The 19473-nt window shown below is 69.8% G+C and carries 18 protein-coding genes and 1 pseudogene; 9 read left to right on the top strand and 10 right to left on the bottom strand.

Translation table 11 applies throughout. From position 1 onward, the window contains the following. The first annotated feature begins 42 nt into the window (after window positions 1–42). The 5 genes from PKO50_RS14295 (at window position 43) to PKO50_RS14275 (ending at window position 5036) form a co-directional block, all read left to right on the top strand. The gene (locus tag PKO50_RS14295) at window positions 43–2646 is read left to right on the top strand and encodes a TonB-dependent receptor (protein WP_275630100.1); all 2604 of its coding nucleotides are present in this window, start codon (window positions 43–45) and stop codon (window positions 2644–2646) included. 332 nt (window positions 2647–2978) lie between these two features. After that, complete coding sequence (locus PKO50_RS14290; RefSeq protein WP_109933628.1) at window positions 2979–3578, top strand: biliverdin-producing heme oxygenase; 600 nt, start codon at window positions 2979–2981, stop codon at window positions 3576–3578. Window positions 3579–3645: 67 nt separating this feature from the next. Further along, window positions 3646–4044 carry a YbaN family protein gene (locus PKO50_RS14285; RefSeq protein ID WP_275630099.1) on the top strand — a complete coding sequence of 133 codons (399 nt, stop codon included), beginning with the start codon at window positions 3646–3648 and terminating at the stop codon, window positions 4042–4044. Window positions 4045–4242: 198 nt separating this feature from the next. After that, window positions 4243–4605 (top strand): YajD family HNH nuclease, encoded by a 363-nt coding sequence (locus PKO50_RS14280; RefSeq protein ID WP_043317887.1) that lies wholly within the window; start codon window positions 4243–4245, stop codon window positions 4603–4605. A gap of 89 nt (window positions 4606–4694) precedes the next feature. Further along, a complete protein-coding gene (locus PKO50_RS14275) occupies window positions 4695–5036 on the top strand; it encodes an FKBP-type peptidyl-prolyl cis-trans isomerase (RefSeq protein WP_275630098.1) in 342 nt (113 codons plus the stop codon). Window positions 5037–5048: 12 nt separating this feature from the next. Here PKO50_RS14275 and thiM read toward each other — a convergent pair whose 3' ends face one another. The 6 genes from thiM to PKO50_RS14245 form a co-directional block, all read right to left on the bottom strand. Next, a complete protein-coding gene (thiM, locus tag PKO50_RS14270) occupies window positions 5049–5912 on the bottom strand; it encodes a hydroxyethylthiazole kinase (protein WP_275630097.1) in 864 nt (287 codons plus the stop codon). Window positions 5913–5973: 61 nt separating this feature from the next. Continuing rightward, entirely contained in the window at window positions 5974–6996 is a 1023-nt protein-coding gene (locus PKO50_RS14265; protein ID WP_275630096.1) for a hypothetical protein, read from the bottom strand. A gap of 745 nt (window positions 6997–7741) precedes the next feature. Further along, window positions 7742–8278, bottom strand: a complete 537-nt coding sequence (locus tag PKO50_RS14260; protein ID WP_275630095.1) for a cysteine hydrolase family protein — start codon at window positions 8276–8278, stop codon at window positions 7742–7744. Window positions 8279–8353: 75 nt separating this feature from the next. Then, window positions 8354–8980 (bottom strand): FMN-binding negative transcriptional regulator, encoded by a 627-nt coding sequence (locus PKO50_RS14255; RefSeq protein ID WP_109933622.1) that lies wholly within the window; start codon window positions 8978–8980, stop codon window positions 8354–8356. Between the two features lie 164 nt (window positions 8981–9144). Further along, window positions 9145–9375 (bottom strand): hypothetical protein, encoded by a 231-nt coding sequence (locus tag PKO50_RS14250; RefSeq protein ID WP_275630094.1) that lies wholly within the window; start codon window positions 9373–9375, stop codon window positions 9145–9147. Window positions 9376–9456: 81 nt separating this feature from the next. Next, window positions 9457–11040, bottom strand: coding sequence for an amidohydrolase (locus PKO50_RS14245; RefSeq protein ID WP_275630093.1), 1584 nt, complete (start codon window positions 11038–11040; stop codon window positions 9457–9459). Between the two features lie 142 nt (window positions 11041–11182). Here PKO50_RS14245 and PKO50_RS14240 point away from each other — a divergent pair, with 142 nt between their 5' ends. Then, on the top strand, window positions 11183–12115 hold the full coding sequence (locus PKO50_RS14240; protein WP_109933619.1) for a LysR substrate-binding domain-containing protein: 933 nt from the start codon (window positions 11183–11185) through the stop codon (window positions 12113–12115). A gap of 128 nt (window positions 12116–12243) precedes the next feature. Continuing rightward, a pseudogene (locus PKO50_RS14235) lies at window positions 12244–12399 on the top strand (general stress protein); the annotation flags it as partial. An 87-nt stretch (window positions 12400–12486) separates the two neighbouring features. Here the strand turns inward: PKO50_RS14235 and PKO50_RS14230 are convergent. The 4 genes from PKO50_RS14230 to PKO50_RS14215 all read right to left on the bottom strand — a co-directional run bounded on the left by PKO50_RS14230 (window position 12487) and on the right by PKO50_RS14215 (window position 17039). Beyond that, window positions 12487–13167: a hypothetical protein gene (locus PKO50_RS14230; RefSeq protein ID WP_275630092.1), complete on the bottom strand. Its 681-nt coding sequence runs from the start codon at window positions 13165–13167 to the stop codon at window positions 12487–12489. A gap of 90 nt (window positions 13168–13257) precedes the next feature. Further along, window positions 13258–14118 (bottom strand): LysR family transcriptional regulator, encoded by an 861-nt coding sequence (locus PKO50_RS14225; RefSeq protein ID WP_275630091.1) that lies wholly within the window; start codon window positions 14116–14118, stop codon window positions 13258–13260. Window positions 14119–14464: 346 nt separating this feature from the next. Beyond that, window positions 14465–15622: a cyclopropane fatty acyl phospholipid synthase gene (gene cfa / locus PKO50_RS14220; RefSeq protein ID WP_275630090.1), complete on the bottom strand. Its 1158-nt coding sequence runs from the start codon at window positions 15620–15622 to the stop codon at window positions 14465–14467. A 37-nt stretch (window positions 15623–15659) separates the two neighbouring features. Next, complete coding sequence (locus PKO50_RS14215; RefSeq protein ID WP_275630089.1) at window positions 15660–17039, bottom strand: nitronate monooxygenase; 1380 nt, start codon at window positions 17037–17039, stop codon at window positions 15660–15662. Between the two features lie 401 nt (window positions 17040–17440). On the opposite strand from PKO50_RS14215, the gene ccoN reads away from it, so the two are divergent. Beyond that, complete coding sequence (gene ccoN / locus PKO50_RS14210; protein WP_275630088.1) at window positions 17441–18877, top strand: cytochrome-c oxidase, cbb3-type subunit I; 1437 nt, start codon at window positions 17441–17443, stop codon at window positions 18875–18877. A 17-nt stretch (window positions 18878–18894) separates the two neighbouring features. After that, the gene (locus tag PKO50_RS14205; protein ID WP_109932908.1) at window positions 18895–19098 is read left to right on the top strand and encodes a hypothetical protein; all 204 of its coding nucleotides are present in this window, start codon (window positions 18895–18897) and stop codon (window positions 19096–19098) included. Window positions 19099–19473 lie beyond the last annotated feature (375 nt).

Genomic DNA, 19473 nt, shown 5'->3' with positions numbered 1-19473 from the left:
ATTCGCATTTTTAATGCGACGACACTCAGAAGAGAGCCCTCGATGATCCCTCACGCCCGACGCTCCACCCTGCATCGCCTGCGCGCACCGGCCAGCCTTTCGCTGCTGGCACTGTCCATCGCCCTGGCCGCCGTGCCCGCCGTCAGCGCCCAGGCAGCCGAACCCAGCAGCCAGGCCCAGGCCGGCTACCGCTTCGCCATCGAGCGCCAGCCGCTGGCCGGCGCGCTGAACGCCTTCAGCTCGGTCACCGGCTGGCAGGTGGCCCTGCCGGCGGAACTGGCCAGCGGCGTCACCTCCCCCGGCGTCACCGGCCGCCTGGGCGCCGAGCAGGCGCTCAAGCGCCTGCTGGCCGGCAGCGGCCTGGACTACCGCCAGGTCTCCGAACGCAACGTCGTGCTGTTCCGCACCCCGGGCGCCCGCGCCATCGAGCTGCAGCCGCAGACCGTCACCGCCACCCGCCAGGCGCAGAACGTCAACGAGGTGCCGAACAGCGTCAGCGTGCGCAGCCGCACCGATCTGGACCGCAACAACGTCAACAGCATCAAGGACCTGGTGCGCGACGAACCGGGCGTCAGCGTCGGCGGCACCGGCCAGCGCTCCGGCATCACCGGCTACAACATCCGCGGCATCGACGGCGACCGCGTGCTGACGCAGGTCGACGGCGTCGAGATCCCCGGCTCCTTCTTCAACGGCCCCTATGCCCAGACCGAGCGCAACTACGTCGACCCGGAGATCGTCAAGCGCGTGGAAATCCTCCGCGGCCCGGCCTCGGCGCTGTACGGCAGCAACGCCATCGGCGGCGCGGTGAGCTACTTCACCCTCGACCCGGACGACATCATCAAGGACGGCAAGGACGTCGGCGCGCGCCTGAAGGCCGGCTACAGCTCGGCCGACGACAGCTGGCTGACCTCCGCCACCGTCGCCGGCCGCCACGACGACTTCGACGCCCTGCTCCACGTCAGCCAGCGCAACGGCCACGAGACCGAGTCCTACGGCAGCCACGGCGGCACCGGCCTCTCCCGCACCGAGGCCAACCCCGAGGACGTGCGCACCACCAACGTGCTGGCCAAGCTGGGCTGGAACTACGCCGAGGGCTCGCGCTTCGGCCTGACCTACGAGCACTACAAGGACGACGTCGACTCCGACCAGAAGAGCGCCTATGGCGGCCCCTACTTCAACGGCGCGCCGACCATCCCCGACAGCGTGCTGCCCGGCGGCATGTACCAGTGGCGCAAGGCCAACGACACCATCACCCGCGAGCGCTTCGGCCTGGACCACCAGTTCCTGCTCGACAGCGCGCTGGCCGACCACGCCAAGTGGACCTTCAACTACCAGGTGGCGAAGACCGAACAGGGCACCGAGGAGTTCTACTACCCCATCACTCGCCAGGTCCTGCGCACCCGCGACACCCTCTACAAGGAACGCCTGTGGGTGTTCGACCTGCAGCTGGACAAGAGCTTCGAGCTGGGCCAGACCGACCACCTGCTGACCTACGGCACCAACCTCAAGCGGCAGAAGGTCACCGGCTACCGCGAAGGCAACGGCACCTGCCTGGCGGTGGGCCGCGGCTGCAGCGCCGTCGGCGCCACCAGCGCCAGCGACGTGCTGGCGCGCAGCAGCGACTTCCCGGACCCGACCATCGACACCTACGGCCTGTTCGCCCAGGACGAGATCCGCTGGAACGCCTGGACCTTCCTGCCCGGCCTGCGCTACGACTACACCCGGCTGAAGCCGCACATCACCGAGGAATTCCTCAACACCGCGGACCAGAGCGGCGACGGCGAGGTCAGCAGCGAGGACAAGACCTGGCACCAGCTCTCGCCCAAGCTCGGCGTGACCTACGCCTTCGACGACAACTACCTGTGGTACGGCCAGTACGCCCAGGGCTTCCGCACCCCGACCGCCAAGGCCCTGTACGGCCGCTTCGACAACCCCACCAGCGGCTACCGCGTCGAACCCAACCCGGACCTCGACCCGGAGCGCAGCCAGAGCTACGAGACCGGCCTGCGCGGCACCTTCGACGTCGGCACCTTCGACGTCTCGGTGTTCTACAACAAGTACCGCGACTTCATCAACGAGGACGCCATCACCGCCGGCTACAACGAGGTCACCTTCCAGAGCAACAACATCAAGCACGCCATCATCAAGGGCGTGGAGCTCAAGGGCCGCCTGGAACTGGCCCCGTTCGGCGCGCCCCAGGGCCTCTACACCAAGGGCTCGGTGGCCTACGCCTACGGCCGCAACAAGGACACCGGCGAGCCGATCAACAGCGTCAACCCGCTCACCGGCGTGTTCGGCCTGGGCTACGACGCTCCCAGCCAGGTCTACGGCGGTCTGCTGAACTGGACCCTGGTCAAGCGCAAGGACCGCGTCGACGACACCACCTTCAACGCCCCGGACGGCACCAGCAGCCAGTTCAAGACCCCCGGCTTCGGCATCCTCGACCTGACCGCCTACTACAAGCTGACCGACGACCTGACGCTGAACGCCGGCGTGTACAACCTCACCGACAAGAAGTACTGGCTGTGGGACGACGTGCGCGGCTACGACAGCGTCGGCGAGGCCGCGGTGCTGGCCCCGGCCAACCTCGACCGCCTGACCCAGCCGGGCCGCAACTTCTCGCTCAACCTGGTGTGGGATATCTGAGGTAACCGCTCTTCGTAGGATGGGTCGAGCTTGCGGTACCCATGCGGTCATGGCGATGGGTATCGCTTCGCTCAACACCATCCTACGGGGTGTTGCGGGTACCGACGGTGTAGGAGCGGACCTTGTCCGCGATAGCCGGAACCACCGGCGCGATTCGCGGATAAGATCCGCTCCGCCATGCCCACCTCCGGATTCACCTGCAGGAGCGTGCCCTGCGCGCGAAATCGCGGGCAGGGCACGCTCCTACAGGAAAACCTCTCATCGTTCTTTACGTTTTTCCCGCCCTCGTTCGTCTCGTCTTCAGTGATCCACCACTTCAAGGAACCCGTTGCATGACCACCCTGGAAGCCCCCGCCCTGCGCTCCCAGCGCCTGAACCTGGCGACCCACGCCCCGCACCAGCGCCTGGACAACGCGGTGAAGGCCCACGAGCCCTTCGCCAGCCGCGAGAACTTCACCCCCTTCGTCGTCGCCCAGTACCTGTTCCAGTCGGAACTGCAGGCGCTGTACCAGGACGCCGAGCTGGGCGCCCTCTTCCCCGACCTGCCCGAGCGCTGCCGCGCCCTGCAGGCCAAGGCCGACCTCGCCGACCTGGGCGCGGAAGTCCCGGCGCCGGTGGCCGGCGCCATCACCAGGCCGTCCCGCGCCGAAGCGCTGGGCTGGCTGTTCGTCTCCGAGGGCTCCAAGCTCGGCGCCGCCTTCCTGATCAAGCGCGTGGCCGCCCTGGGCCTGGACGAGAACTTCGGCGCCCGCCACCTGGGCGAGCCGGCCGGCGGCCGCGCCGAGGGCTGGAAGCGCTTCACCCGCACCCTCGACGGCCTGGCGCTGAGCGCCGCGGAAGAGCGCGAAGCCGAAGCCGGCGCCCTGGCCGCCTTCGAGCGTTTCGGCGTGCTGCTGCAGCACGCCTACGAGCATGCCGCCGCCCGCGCCTGACGCGGTGATTGACGCGCATCCCGGCAGCCGCCAGGATGCGCCTGTCACCCCCGTCGCTGCCGTCCCGATGTCCCAGCCCGCCCGTTCGCGCACCGCCCGCCTGCTCTATGCCCTGCTCGCCTACACCAGCCTGGGCGTGGGCATGGTCGGCCTGGTGGTACCCGGCCTGCCGACCACCGAGTTCGTCCTGCTGGCGGCCTGGGCCGCGGCCAGGAGCTCGCCCCGGCTGAGCGCCTGGCTGGAGAACCACCGGCTGTTCGGCCCCATCCTCGCCAACTGGCGCAACGGCCGCGCCATCGCCCGCCGGGCCAAGGTCGCCGCCAGCCTGGCGATGCTCGCGGCGCTGGCGCTCATGCTGGTCACCCTGCCCCATGGCTACTGGCTATACGCGGTGGTGCTGGGGATGGCGATCGGCAACCTGTGGATCTGGTCGCGCCCCGACGACCGACCGGCCGCAGACCCGTAGGGCGCATAACGCCTACGGCGTTATCCGCCATGATCGCGGACAGAGTCCGCTCCTACGGTTCCAGGGAAGCACGAGCGTAGGAGCGGACTCCGTCCGCGATTGGACCCGCAGGCTGCGCCGCCCCCTCCGGTGATACGGACAATCCATCCTGCGCGGAGGTATGCTGAAAACCTGCCCCCAACCACCCGAGCCACCACCATGCCAACCCCCGCCAAACCCACCAGCAAGGTCGACCAGCTCCTGGCCGAGGCGCAGCAGCGCCGCGAAAGCAGCTACCGGGAAAAGGCCCTGAAGATGTACCCCTGGATCTGCGGGCGCTGCGGCCGCGAGTTCTCCGGCAAGCGCCTGAGCGAACTCACCGTGCACCACCGCGACCACAACCACGACAACAACCCCGAGGACGGCTCCAACTGGGAGCTGCTGTGCCTCTACTGCCACGACAACGAGCACCAGCGCCAGGTCGATGCCCATTACCAGGGCAACGACGCCGGCGCCAGCGGGCCGAAGGTCACGCACAAGGCGCTGGCCGGGCTGGCCGCGTTGCTCAACAAGGATTCCTGAGCCCGCCTGTTGCCTTGCGCGGCGTTTCCTGCGAAAACGGCGCCCCGAAACGGCCCGGCCGGGCCGCCACCTGCGACAGAGGCACAGACATGAGCGACGAACTGCGTATCGAGGACATCCGCCCGGGCGACGGCAAGGCGGTGGTCAAGGGCGCCCTGATCACCACGAACTACAAGGGCACCCTGGAAGACGGCAGCGTCTTCGACTCCTCCTACGACAAGGGCCGCCCCTTCCAGTGCGTGATCGGCACGGGACGCGTCATCAAGGGCTGGGACATAGGGCTGATGGGCATGCGCGTCGGCGGCAAGCGCAAGCTCTTCGTGCCGGCCCACCTGGCCTATGGCGAGCGGCAGATCGGCACGCACATCAAGCCGAACTCCAACCTCATCTTCGAAATCGAACTGCTGGAAGTGCTGACCCGCGACGACTGAGCGCGCGTCGCCTCAGGCCGTGGACTGCACCGACATGAGCCTGGCGCGCTGGCGCAGCAGGTTGGCGTCCACCGCGTCCAGGGCGTCGACGAAGGCCACGGCGAAGGAACCCGGGCCGCGGCTGGCCGCCTCGGCGATTTCCGCGGCCACGGCGAAATGCACGTGGGCCGCCGCCAGGGCAGTGAAGGCGTCCACCGCCACCGCCGCATAGGCCGCCACCAACGCCCCCAGGGCACAGCCGGAGGCCGTCACCCGCGGCAACAGCGCGCTGCCGCCGCCGATGCGCAGCAGGCGCGGCACGGCGCTCTCGCGGCTGTCGCCGACCCAGCCCAGCAGGTGGTCCACCGCCCCCGAGGCCGACACCGCCTGGCAGTTGCGCAGCAGCTCCACCGCCGCCGGCACCGCGCGGGCCGGATCGTCGGAACTGTCGAAGCCCGGCGCGCCCTGCCCCAGCCCAGCCAGGCCGATGATCTCCGAGGCGTTGCCGCGCACCACCGCCGGGCGCTGCTGCAGCAGCTCGGCGGCCACTCCGCCGCGCCAGGGCAGACCGCCGGCGCCGATGGGGTCCAGCACCCAGGGCGTGCCATGGGCCACCGCCGAACGCACCGCCTGGCGCATGCCCTCCACCTGGGCGCTGCTCGGGGTGCCCAGGTTGACCAGCACGGCGCCGGCCACGCGGGCGAAGCCGGCGGCCTCCTCGGGGTTGTCGACCATCGCCGGCGAGGCCCCGGCGGCCAGCAGCACGTTGGCCATGAAGTTGGCCGACACCACGTTGGTCAGGCACTGCACCAGCGGCCGCGCGGCGCGCAGTTCGGCATGGGCGGCGATGATCGAGTCCAGGCTGGGCAGGAACCTGGCGGGCGCGGCGGTGGGCATGGGGCGGCTCCGGGACGGGGGCGGAAAGTGCGCCTAATCTACCCGTTCCGCGCGGCGCCCTCTATGGCTGCGCCGTCCAGGGCGCGGCGACGCCCGCTTCCACCTGCAGCGACAGGTAGTGCACGCCGGCCAGCACGCCGCTCTGGCTATTGCCCATCAGTGCCAGCCACTGCTGGTCGAAGGCATCGTTGAGGTCCTTGCGCAGTTGCGCCTCCAGTTGCGGACGCTCGCGGTCACGGGACAGCGCGGTGAAGCCGGTGCTGGCCAGCGACAGCACCGTCCCAGCCGCCTTGCCCACCGCCGCGGCGAGGGCGCCGACGGCGCCACTGACGGTCACCTCGCCCAGCAGCTTCTCGCTGGTGCGCCGGGCCACGGCGGACACGCCCTGGTCCGGCTCATCCACGTCCACCCCGGTGCGCGTCGAGGCGTCGTGCACCCGGGCGATCAGCGCCTGGTAGGCCGGCAACTGGTCCAGGCGTTTCGCCCGCAGCAGCTGGTACAACGAGGCGTCGCGGACGGCGGGCGGGCCCAGGACGATGGCGGGGATGGCCTGCAGGCGCTGGTCCAGCTGCGCCCGCGGCACGCCCAGGCGCTCGGGGATGGCGTCCAGCTGCCCGGCCAGGGCCTGCACGTAGAAGCGGGTGGCGGCCTCCATCACCGCCGCGGGGTCGACCTGCTTCGCCACCGGGTCGAGCACGCGGCGCTGGTACTGGCCCTGCAGGTAGACGGACAGGCGGCTGACCGCCGGGCTCTTCTCGCTGTCGCCGAGCTTGTACCAGGCCACCCGCAGGCCCAGCCACTGCTGCGTCCAGTAGCCGGAGAACCAGGGGATGAAGTCGCTGTCGGTGCGCTGGTAGACCAGGTCCATCCAGCCCTCCATGGCGTTGCGGGCATAGTCCTCGGCCTGGTCGGCGGCGGCCATGGAGGCGTCGGCGATATCGCGGTCCACCTGCGCCCAGGTGGCCGCCGTCACCGGCGCCGCGGCCGGCTCGGCGGCCTGGCGTCCGGCACAGGCCGCAAGCGCCAGCAACGCTGCCAGCAACAGGCAGCGCAGCGGTCGCCAGGCTGTCGGTCGGCTGGCCATGGGCTCTTCCTCCGCACCGGGCCGGCCCGCACACCGGACCACCCCCGCGTCCCCTCACCTTACCCCCGGCGGCAGCCCATGGCCGGCGCTCCGGACGCGCGGCGGTCGCGCCTGCAGGCGCTCAGGCTATCGCGGACGGAGTCCGCTCCTACGACCGTGCCTCCCGGCGGCGGCTGTCCGGCGCGGGCAAGAAATCCGGCGTCAACCTGTAGGAGCGGGCCCTGCCCGCGATTCGCGCGCAGGGCGCGCTCCTACAGGGGAATGGCGGGGGTGGGGCCGCGTAGGAGCGGATTTCATCCGCGATCCGCGCCGATACCCCCGGCCATCGCGGACGGAGTCCTACAGTTCAGGACAAACGCTGACGTAGGATGGGTGGAGCGAAGCGATACCCATCACCACGACCGCATGGGTTTCGCAAGCTCACCCCATCCTACGAAGAGCACCTCGGCACGGCCTGCAAGACAGTTGCTCCTACGTCCGTGCTCGACCGTAGGGCGAATAACCGTTCGCGGTTATCCGCCGTTGGCCGGAACGCCGGTGCCCGACGGCCGCGGCGGATAACGCCGTAGGCGTTATGCGCCCTACGGATTGGAAAGAGGCGGCGCAGCCTGCAAGACAGTTGCGCCTACGTCCGTGCTTCCTGGAACCGTAGGAGCGGAACTTTTCCGCGATAGCGGGGCATGTCGGCACGGATCGCGGTTAAAAGGAACACGCCGTAAGCAATCGCGGCTGTCCGCGCCGGGCCTCAGTCGAAGGCCACCGCGGCGCTGGGCAGCACCTCCAGGCGCGGGGCGAAGCTGCTCATGCGGCTGAACACCTCGTTGTGGTGGGCGATGATCTGTTCGGCGCGCAGCACGCCGTTGTCCGTGGTGCTGTGGGCATCGCCGGCCAGCACCACGTCGTAGCCCTCGGCCAGGGCGCGGCGCACCGTGGTGTCCACGCAGAAGTCGGTCTGCATGCCGCAGATCACCAGGCCGGTCACGCCCAGGCGGCGCAGCAGGGCATCCAGCTCGGTGCCGTTGAACGCATCCGGGGTGGTCTTGCGCACCCGCGGCTCGTCCTCGCCCACCTGCAGCGCCGGGGCCAGTTGCCAGCCCGGGCCGCCATGGCGGAAGTCGCCCTCGGCCTCTTCGTGCTGGACGAAGACCACGGGCAAGCCGAGGGCGCGGGCGCGGCGGCTCAGGCCGTTGATGCGCTCGACCACGCCCTGGTGGTCGAAGCAGGTCTCGGCGCCGCCGCAGAGGACGTACTGGACGTCGATGATGAGCAGGGCAACGGTCATGGCGAGGTGTCCTTGGAACTGTATTGAAGGCCGCCCGGAACGATAGCCGCTCGCGGGCGGGCTGGCCAGCGCCGCTCAGGACGGCACGTGCGCGCGCATGGCCCCGGCCAGTTCGGCGGCGCCCTCCTCGTCCAGGCGCGCGGCCGCGCCGCGCACGTCGTCGGCCACCTTGTTCTGGCTGAGCTTGGACTTGCCGACCAGCGCCTGGATCTCCACCTCGATGCCGACCACCCTGGCCAGCATCCCGGCGATGAATTCGGGGGTGGAGTCGGCCATGCGCCAGGGCCGCGCCTCGCCGGCTTCGTGGGTGCGCGTGAGGCGGCCCACCAGGCCGCGGACGAAGCGCTCGTCGTCGACCACCCGCAGGGTGCCGCGCACGTGCACCACCTGGTAGTTCCAGGTGGGCACCTGCTCGTGGGCGACGTGCTTGCTGGGGTACCAGTTGGGCGAGATGTAGTGCTCGGCGCCTCGGAACACCAGCAGCACCTCGCTGCCGTCGGCGTGCCGCCACAGCGGGTTGGCCCGCGCGACGTGGGCCCGCAGCAGGCCGTGGGCGCCCTCGCCGGGCAGCAGTTCGAAGGGAATGTGGTCGGCGTCCAGCGCGCCGCCGCTGGCGTGCACCAGCATGCCCAGCGGGTGGGCCTGGATCAGGCGGTGCAGCTCGTCGACGCGGCTCTCGCGGAAATGCTCGGGCAGGTACATGCCGTTCTCCGGGTACGGGAAAGGCCATCATGATGCGCGGCGATTGGCCTTCTACAAAGAGCCATTTCCAGCCAGCCCAAGGGAACCATTGCCTCGAAACGCCCGGCAGGCACTGCTGCATGGCCGGGGGCCCGCACGGGTACCCGGCCTTGCAGCGCGGCCCCTCACTCGCGGGTGATGCCGCTGATGGTGATGCCGTACAGCTGCAGCAGCAGCGCGCCCGGCTTGCCGTCGGTGGCATCGTGGGCCGCACCGTAGTCGCCGGCCTCCAGGTTGTGCCGGGCCCATTCCAGCAGGTAGCGCTCGGCCTCCTCCAGGCTCGGTGCGTGCTCGCACGGCATCGACAGCGTGCTCGTGTTGTCGTCCTTGTGGTAACTGATCATCCAGCTCGGCATGGCTGCACCTCCCTCTCTCTGCGGCTTCCTGCGGTTGAGTGGCGCCGCCGCCCCCGGGTTGCAGTCGCGCGACGGGCGGCCTTACTCGTCGTCCCGCGCGGGGATCCACCACTCCTCGCCACGCACGGTGCGGATGTATTCCGGCCAGCGGTAGCGGTGCGGCGCCTGGAAGTCGCGCGGCAGCAGCGGCGCCTGCCACCGGCTGCCGCCGATGCCGCCGCCGGTGCGCTCGTCGAACTCGCGGGTGGCGGCGGCCAGCAGCTCCGGTTGGGCGAACAGGTCGAGCAGGGTGCAGGCGATGGTCTTGGCGGCCACCTCGATCATCGGGTCGATGGTCTGGCGGATGCCGCCCAGGGCGTTGGCCACCCAGTCCGGGTAGCTGTAGCCGGCGGGCGCCGAGAGCATCGGCCGGGCCACGAGCAGGCGCACCGTGGGGCAGTGCCAGGTGTATTCGGGGTAGTCGTCGGAGGTCAGGTACTTCTGCCAGGCGGGCATCTGCAGGCGCAGCTGGCGCTCGCATTCCTGCGGCTCGACGAGCGCCTCGGTGGCCGGCAGGAAGGGCCGGTCCATGGGCTCCAGGCCGAGGTTGGCCTGGACCTCGCGGGCGATGGCGATGGCTTCCTCGCCCCAGCGCGGCGCGCCTATGGCGGCCAGGTTGTCGTAGCAGGCCTGGGCCAGCACATGGTTGGCCAGGCCGCCGCGGGACTTGCACACCCAGGTCTTCTTCCACTGGCAGCCGGTGGCCAGCGCCGCCGCCGCGGCGTTGTTGTCCATCACCTGGGCGATGGTCTCGGCCTGCTCGATGGAATCGCAGCGCAGCAGGTACTGGATCTGCGAGACGTGCGGCGGCAGGTTGTCGGCGGTGGCCTGGCCGGCGGTGAGGATGGCCTCGTTGAAGCTCCACAGCCCGGTGAAGGGCAGCGTCGAGCGGCGCAGGCTCTCGTTCAGGGTGTAGAAGTGCACCAGCGCGTCGTTGGCCCCCGGCGCCCGCGCCGCCAGGTGGTTCTGCGGGATGGGGCTGTACCTGTCGGCGGCGATCCAGTTCTGCGGTTCCTCGCAGGTGAAGGTGTAGATGTACGAATAGGCGATGCCGCAGTGGGTATCCCAGGTGGTGGTGTTGTTCAGCGGCAGCATGTAGGTGGGGTGGAAGCTGATGGCCGCGTCCAGGTCGTCGTAGTAGCCCTTGGCGGCGTGCACCGGCTTGGAGGCGCGCAGCTTCTCCGCCGGCTCGCCGAAGAACTTCAGGGTGCCCTGCAGGCCGAACTCCAGCATCGCCGCCTTGGCCGCCAGCACCCCGCCCAGGGCGCTCATGCCCAGGGCCGAGTGCGGGTCGGTATGGCCCGGCGCGTACTTCGACAGGCCCTCGCGGGGCATCTTGCGGGTGGCCGCCGCCTGGCAGTTGCCCGGCACGGCGTCGTACTCGGCGTAGGTGGCCAGCACCGGACCCTCGCCGTTGCTGAAGGTGGCGCAGAAGGCGGTGGGCATGCCGCCGCTGCCTTCCTCGACGCTGAAGCCTTCCTCGCGCAGGCGCCGGACGTACCAGGCGCAGGACTTGTACTCGCGGAAAGCGGGCTCCGCGTAGTGCCAGATCACCTGGTGCCAGTCGGACAACTGCTGGCGGTTGCGCTCGACCCAGCTACGGGCGAAGTCCTTGTACTGCGGCATGGCGGCTACCTCATCGGGATGGGTTCTTGTTGGGTGCCGCCCTAGTATTGGTGAAGCAGACCAGACAACAATCGAAATAAATTGGACTCCACCGTTCGAATAGTTTCACCATTCATGCCCACCGCCCTGCCCCGGAGCCGCCATGCACTTCCCCTCGATGACCGCCCTGCGCGCCCTGGACGCCGTGGCCCGGCTGGGCAGCGTGTCCGCCGCCGCCGGCGAGCTGAACCTGACGCGCAGCGCCATCAGCCACCGCATCGCCACCCTGGAGGAGCGCCTGGGCTTCGCCCTCACCGAACGCACCGGCCGCGGCATCCGCCTCACCGAGCGCGGCGAGCACTACGCCCGCGAGGTGCAGCGCATCCTCGCCGACGTGCAGCGCGCCGCCAGCCGCTTCGACGCGGAGCAGGCCAGCGGGCGCCTGTGCGTGAGCTGCAACCCCGGCTTCGCCAGCTACTGGCTGTGCCAGCACATCGGCGACTTCCTGGCGCGCTACCCGCAGGTGCAGTTGCACGTGGTCTCGCCGCGCACGCCCCAGGACACCAGCGCCGCCGAGGCGGACCTGTTCATCGCCTACGGCACCGGCGACTGGCCCAGCCAGGTGGTCGAGCAGATAGTCGCCCTGCACTTTTTCCCGATCTGCAGCCCGCGCCTGCTCAACGCCAGCGGCGGCCTCAAGCAGCCCGCGGAACTGGCCGGGCATACCCTGCTGCACATGAACGACTTCGCCGACTGGCGGCTCTGGCTGGGCGCGGTGGGCGCACGCGACGTCGACTTCACTTCGGGCGTGCTATTCGCCGACGCCACCTGCACCCTCGCCGCCTGCATCGCCGCCCAGGGCGTGGCCATCGGCGACAACCTGCTCAGCGGCGAGGCCCTGCGCCGCGGCCTGCTGGTGCGCCCGTTCGACATCAGCATCCAGTCCAACCGCGGCTACTACCTGGTCACCGACGCGCTCAAGGCCGAGCGCCCGGTGGTGCGCGCCTTCAGCCAGTGGCTCAAGGCCCGGGTGGCCGCCACCATCCGCCAGGCCGGCGACCTCGAGCAGGCGCCGCTGGCCTACCCCGAACGCTGAACGGCGCCGCTGGCGCAACTTCTTCGAACCATTGCGCCCTGCGGCCTTCCGAGTAGAGGAGCGGGCCGATACGCGGCCCGCGAAGCGGATCCACCCACGGAGGTTTCAGCATGGCTTCGAACAACAGCAACCCCGGTAACTTCGCCAACGACCGCCAGAAGGCTGCGGAAGCCGGCAGGAAAGGCGGCTCGCGCAGCGGCGGCAACTTCGCCAACGATCGTGAGCGGGCTGCCGAGGCCGGCCGCAAGGGCGGCCAGCGCAGCCACGGCGGCGACAAAGGCTAGGCCGCGCCCCAGCCCCGGCGAAGCTTGTCGCTCCGCCGGGCGCTGCATTCCGGGGGCAAGGTCGAAAACACCTTCCCACCGCATCGCCTAGCCGTGGTGGTCCCGCTCGCCGTCGAGGGGCAGCGCCACGCCGCCGCCACCGAGCCCACCACCCAGGCCGCCCTTGCCCTGCCCGCCGCCGCCCTTGCCTTCCCCCTCGCCCTTGCCCTTGGCGCCGGAGGGGCGCGTCGGCCCCTGCCGCGGGATGGACAACCCGGCCGGTACCGGCTCCAGGTCCAGCACCCGGCGTATGAAGTCGCGTAGCGAGACGACCAGCTCGGCCGTCGGGATCGGCCGCCCGGCGGCCAGCTCGGTGGCGGCCCGTGCAGCCAGGCGCACCTGCTCCTCGGTGCCCAGCAGGAGGATGTCCGACAGCGCCGCCTCCACCGCGTCGCGGATGCGCCGGGAACGGTCGGTGCTGGACCAGCCGCCCTCCGGCTCGGCGGGCAGCGTACCGGCGTCCTCCGTCGCGTTCTCATCCTGCCGTTGCAGGCCGCGCCGGTGTGTGGGGTCCACCAGCAGGTTGCCAGTGAAGGAGCCGCCCAGGGTCTTGTAGGCGGCGATCAGGGTGCGCAGGCGCTCGTTGATCTGGCGGTTCTCGCGTTCGCGGCGCTGCTGCAGGGTCTGCATCGCCAGCAGGCGGATGCCGACGCCGACGAGGGTGATCAGGGCCAGCCCGAAAAGGGTGGAAAGCAGCCCCTCCCAGGAACTGAAATCAAGGTTGCGCATGCCCGGCCTCCCAGGGCGGTGAAGGTTGGCGCCTGGCCGAAGCAGGCTCACCGTTGGGCAGTGTAGCCCCCGTGCGGGTTCCGCCTGCCTTCAGAGCGTCGGGTCCCAGCGCTGCGACCAGTCCGGGTCCTCGCGCACCAGCTCGCGCAGCAGCGCGAAGGCCTGCTGCAACGGCACCGAGTCGCGCTCGCGGGAGTACACCAGGTAGGTCGGGTAGCTGAACTCCGGGGCCCGCGGCACGCGGCGCAGCACACCCTTGTCGAGGTAGCTCTGCACCACCCGCGTGCGGAAGTAGCCCGAACCGCCGTTCTCCAGGATGTACTGCAGCGCCAGCGGGCCGAGGTTGAAGGCCACCGGCGCGCGGGCCTTGTCCGGCAGCGCGCTGTCGTGCTGCTGGCGGAAGCCCTCGCCCCAGTCGATGTACACGTAGGGCTCGGGGTTCCTGGCGCGCACCAGGATGAGCTTCTCCTCCAGCAACTGCTCCACCTGCATGCCCGGCCAGTAGTGCGGCTGGTACACCAGGGCGGCGTCCAGCACGCCCAGCTCCAGCTGGCGCAGCAGGGCGTCGCCGCTGCCGATCTCGGCGCGCACCGCATAGCTGTCGATGGCCTGCCGGATGCGGGCGACCCAGCGCAGCATCAGCGGGTTGCACAGGCTCACCTCGCCGCCGATGTGCAGCACGTTGTCCACGCCCTCGGGCAGCGGCAGGTCGCGCTGCGCCGCTTCCCAGGTCTGCAGCATCTGGTTGGCGTAGATGATGAACGCCTCGCCGTCGGCGGTCAGCCGCGCGCCGGCGCGGTTGCGCACGAACAGCTTGCAGTTGAGGTGGCTTTCCAGCTTCTGGATGCGCGCGGTGATCGCCGTCTGGGTGACGTGCATGCGCTCGGCGGCGGCGACGAAGCTGCCGTGGCGGGCGATCTCCAGGAAGGTGCGGGTCAGGTCGATGTCCATGCTGCTTGGCTGGCGGAGGGGCGGGAGGCGGGATTCTAAACCAGGGTTGGGGGGACTGCTGGGGAATGACGGTGGAGGGGTGTTTTTCCGGGGAGGTGTGGTGGTGGGCGGTAGTCACAACCCTCTCCCCAACCCTCTCCCTGAAGGGAGAGGGGCTTGTCCGTGCCGAGAGGAGGAATGGTTCCAGCCGGAAACTTTCGGTGTTGCCGGCTAACTCCAGAGCATCCGACTCTGCCCAACGGTCCCCTCTCCCTTCAGGGAGAGGGTTAGGGAGAGGGCGCTCTCAACCCCAACACCGCAGCCACCGGCAAACCCCGTTCGCGAGCAAGCTCGCTCCTACAGGCTGTCAGCTCACCCGCCGGTACCCACCCACCACCCCGCGGCGCGACATCACCCACTGCCACAGCTGGATGTCCCGCGCGCGGAAGGCCCCTGCGCAGGACAGCAGGTAGTACCGCCACATGCGGTAGAAGCGCTCGCCCAGCTCCTCGGCGAAGCGCGGCCAGCTCGCCTCGAAGTTGCGTGCCCAGGCCATCAGGGTGCGGTCGTAGTCGGCGCCGAAGTTGTGCAGGTCCTCCACCACCAGCAGGCCGTCGGCGGCGTCGCCGATCTGGCCGATGGAGGGCAGGTCGCCGTTGGGGAAGATGTATTTGTCGATCCAGCGGTCCGGCACGCTGCGGCGCTGGTTCTTGCCGATGGTGTGCAGCAGGAACAGGCCGTCGTCGTCCAGGCAGCGCGCCGCCACCTCCATGAAGGTGCGGTGGTTCTTGCGCCCGACGTGCTCGAACATGCCGATGCTGACGATGCGTTCGAAGCGCTCGCCGAGGTCGCGGTAGTCCTGCAGGCGGAACTCCAGCGGCAGCCCGGCGTAGCGCTTGCGCGCCCATTCGCACTGCTCGCGGGAGATGGTCACGCCCACGCACTCCACGCCGTAGCGCTCGGCGGCGAAGGCCATGAAGCTGCCCCAGCCGCAGCCGATGTCCAGCACGCGCATGCCCGGGCGCAGGTCGAGCTTGCGGCACACCAGGTCGAGCTTGGCCTCCTGGGCCTGGGCCAGGTCGTCGGCGTCCTTCCAGTAGCCGCAGGTGTAGGTCATGCGCGGGTCGAGCATGGCGGCGTAGAAGTCGTTGCCCAGGTCGTAGTGGCGCTCGCCCACCGCCCAGGCGCGCTGCGCCGTCTGCAGGTTGCACAGGCGCGCCTGCAAGGCGTGGAGGATCAGCGTGGCCGGGCTGACCTGGTCGACCACCCCGCTGCGCAGCAGGCGGGCGAAGAACTCGTCGAGCTGGTCGCAGTCCCAGTCGCCGTCCATGTAGGCCTCGCCGAGGCCGAGGTTGCCCTGGGCCAGGGCGCGTTGCGGCACGCCGGGGTGGTTCAGGCGCATGTCCCAGGGCTGGCGGCCGTCTAGGCCGAGGCCGGCCTGCTGGAGCAGCGAGCGGGCGAAACGATGGGCGCGGCCGTCGGCCGCCGCCGGGGTCGGGCGGGTGGTGGAAAGCTCGGAAGGCATGGTGTTTCCCTTGTGTTTTCTAGATATCCGTCGGCGCTCAGGCGTCGTCGCGGTGCAGGCGCAGGACCGCGCGCAGTTCCTCGCGCAGCCAGGCCTGGCGGATGCGCGGCAGGCGCTCGGCGAGGCGCCGTGCCACCCAGCGCTGGCCGCGGGCGATGAAGCGCAGGCGCTCGGCCAGGTCGTCGATGGCCATGGCCTTGGCATGGAAGGCGCCCAGCGCGCGGTCGGGCTCGGCGCCCAGGCGCTGCAGGCTGCGGCGCAGGCGGCGGCAGCTTTCCGCCTCGCCCAGGTGCAGCGCGTGCAGGCGCTGCAGCAGTGGCTCGTCTTCGGTCTGCCGGGCGCTGTCGAGCATCACCCGGGCGCCGGCGCGCTCGGCGCGCAGCAGTTCCTGCAGCCAGTCGACCAGGTCGGCTTCGTCGTCGCCGCCCTGCAGCCGGGCCAGGCAGGCCTCGGCCTCGGTCACCAGTTGCAGCAGGCGTTCGGCCGCCGGGCGGATGTCGCGCAGCTGGGCGCAGGACTGGCCGGCGTAGATGGGCATGTCCTCCAGGCGGCCATAGGCGCCGCGCAACGGCGAGTCGGTGGAGAACAGGTAGATGGGGCCGCCGTCCTGCTCGCCGATCACCGGCGTCTCGCGGCGGGCGTGCAGGTTCGCGTAGTCGCCGCGGGTCACGGCGTTGGGCAGCACGCGCACCGGCGCCGGCATCGGCCAGTTGCGGAAGAAAGCCTCGGTGAGCAGCGTCTGCTCCGCCTCGGCCTCCACCAGGCAGCGCTTGTGGTAGTCGTGGGCATAGGACTCGTCGGTGGCGAGGAAGGCCGAACCGCAGGCCACGCCCTGGGCGCCCAGGGCCAGGGCGGCGACCAGCGCGGCGCCGCTGGCGATGCCGCCGCAAGCCACCACCGGCACCTCGCCCAGGGCCACCAGTTCCGGCACCAGCGCCAGGCTCGAGACCTGGCCGCGGACGTGCCCGCCGGCCTCCACGCCCTGGGCGATCAGCACGTCCACGCCGGCGCGCAGCGCGGCCTCGGCATCGGCGCGGTGGCCCACCTGGTGCAATACCAGCACGCCGGCGTCCTTGAAGCGGCGGACGACCTCGGCCTGCACGTCCCAGAACAGCGCCACCGCCGGCACCCGCAGGTCCAGGCAGGCGGCCATCTGCGCCGCCAGCAGCTCGGCGGGGGTGGCCGCGGGGATCAGGTTGACGGCGAAGGGTTCGTGGCTGAGCTCGCGATAGGCCGCCACCTCGCGGCGGATCAGCGCCACCGGCTCGCGCACCATGCCCAGGCAGCCGAAACCGCCGGCATTGCTCACCGCCGCGGCCAGCTCGTGGCGCGCCACGCCGCCCATGCCGGCGCAGATGATGGGTACCCGGCAACCCAGCAGTTCGACCAGGGGGGTATTCAGCGCGGGATGAAGCATGGCGGTACTCCTGAAGCCGCAAGGCAGAGCGGCGACAGGTCAATGGTAGGCCCTGGTCTTAACTGAATTTAAATGAATTTTAATGGCCGATTAGTGCACTGGAATGAATACATGGACGGCGCCCCGCTGAACGGCCCCGCCCCCCGCAAGCCACGCTCCCCTTGCCCAGGCCAGCCTGCGGCAAAGGGTCGCGCGGCCTACGCCGCTGGCCTTCATATCAAAATAAGTTTATTCAGCCTTCATTATTATGAATTTGTTGCATGCCCTGGCGTTCCGCAGACTGTATCGGCTCCCTGCAAGGGTCCTGGCCCCCACTCCGGTCAGGGCCCCTCACCCGCTGCCACGTTCCCCGTGCAGCGGGAGGGAGCTGCCAGTCACCGCGCATTTCGACGGAATCCAAGATGGCCAGCGTGCAAGCCCTCGACAAGAACGACACCTACAACTACGAGATCGTCCGCCGCTTCACCCTCACCACCCTGTTCTGGGGCGTGCTGGGCATGAGCATGGGCGTGGTGATCGCCGCCCAGCTGGTGTGGCCGGAACTCAACCTCGGCCTGCCCTGGACCAGCTTCGGGCGCATCCGCCCGATCCACACCAACCTGGTGATCTTCGCCTTCGGCGGCAGCGCGCTGTTCGCCACCTCCTTCTACGTGGTGCAGCGCACCTGCCGGGTGCGCCTGGTCTCCGACAGCCTGGCCAACTTCGTGTTCTGGGGCTGGCAGGCGAGCATCCTGGCGATGCTGGTGAGCTACCCGCTGGGCATCACCACCTCGAAGGAATACGCCGAGATGGAGTGGCCCATCGCGCTCTGGGTCACGGTGGTATGGATCGCCTACGCCTACCTGTTCTTCGGCACCATCGCCCGCCGCACGGTGCAGCACATCTACGTGGGCAACTGGTTCTACGGCGCCTTCATCGTGGTCACCGGCATGGTCCACGTGGTCAACCACCTGGCGCGCCCGGTCAGCCTGCTGAAGTCCTACCCGCTGTATTCCGGCGCCACCGACGCGATGATCCAGTGGTGGTACGGCCACAGCGTGGTCGGCTTCATCCTCTCGGTGGGCTTCCTCGGCATGATGTACTACTACGTGCCGCGCCAGGCCGAACGGCCGATCTACTCCTACCGCCTGTCCATCGTGCACTTCTGGGCGATCATCACCCTGTACATCTGGGCCGGCCCGCACCACCTGCACTACACCGCCCTGCCCGACTGGGCCCAGTCCCTGGGCATGGTCATGTCGCTGGTGCTGCTGGCGCCGTCCTGGGGCGGCATGATCAACGGCATGATGACCCTCTCCGGCGCCTGGCATAAGCTGCGCACCGACCCCATCCTGCGCTTCCTGGTGGTGTCCCTGGCCTTCTACGGCATGTCCACCTTCGAAGGCCCGATGATGGCCATCAAGACCGTCAACTCGCTGTCCCACTACACCGACTGGACCATCGGCCACGTGCACGCCGGCGCCCTGGGCTGGGTGGCGATGATCTCCATCGGCGCGCTGTACCACATGATCCCCAAGCTCTACGGCCGCGAGCGGATGTACAGCGTGGGGCTGATAAACGCGCACTTCTGGCTCGCCACCATCGGCACCGTGCTCTACATCGCCTCGATGTGGGTCAACGGCATCACCCAGGGCCTGATGTGGCGCGCGGTGAACGCCGACGGCACCCTCACCTACTCCTTCGTCGAGGCCCTTCAGGCCAGCCACCCCGGCTACATGGTGCGCCTGTTCGGCGGCGCCCTGTTCGCCAGCGGCATGTTCCTCATGGCCGGCAACACCTGGCTGACCGTGCGCGCCGGCCAGCGCATCGACCGCATGCCCATCGCCAGCGCCGCCTGAGGAGCCCCGCCATGCAACTGCTGCTCGCCCTGGCCACGCTGCTGGCCCTGGCCATCGCCCTCTACCTGCACCTGCGCCGCGCCAGCCGCCACGACCTGCAACAGGCGGCCCTGCTGCCCTTCGCCGACGACCCCGAGGCCGCCGCGCGGATGAGCGCCGCCACCGGCCAGCACTGCGAACGGCTGTTCGACCCGCGCCGCGAGTGCCGCCTGCGGGCCTGATTTACCCCGATCCAGGGACGGATCCCTCCCTTGTGCCTGTCTGGCACTTTCCGGGGCCCACCTCGTTGTTCCGTGAGGTGGGCCCTTTTTTTCGTGGCGCATGATGCGTTGGCGTTTTCCAGTTCATCTCCGAGGGGGATTCGGGCAAGGTCAGACGGCGGATAACCGCGAACGGTTATCCGCCCTACGATCCTGCGCGAGCTTGCTGGCGAACAAGAGCCCCTCTCCCTAACCCTCTCCCTGAAGGGAGAGGGGACCGTTCGGAGCGATTGGGTTTTCCAGAGTCAGCCGGCAGCTCCAGAATTGCCGGCTGATATTAAATCCTCTCTCGGCCCCCTCTCCCTTCAGGGCGGGGCGCGCAGCCGAGGGCTTCTG

The sequence above is a fragment of the Pseudomonas sp. 273 genome, from assembly GCF_029201425.1.
Classification (GTDB): domain Bacteria; phylum Pseudomonadota; class Gammaproteobacteria; order Pseudomonadales; family Pseudomonadaceae; genus Pseudomonas; species Pseudomonas delhiensis.
The sequence above is the reverse complement of the archived record's forward strand: the minus strand, read 5'-3'. Positions and strand labels throughout refer to the sequence as shown.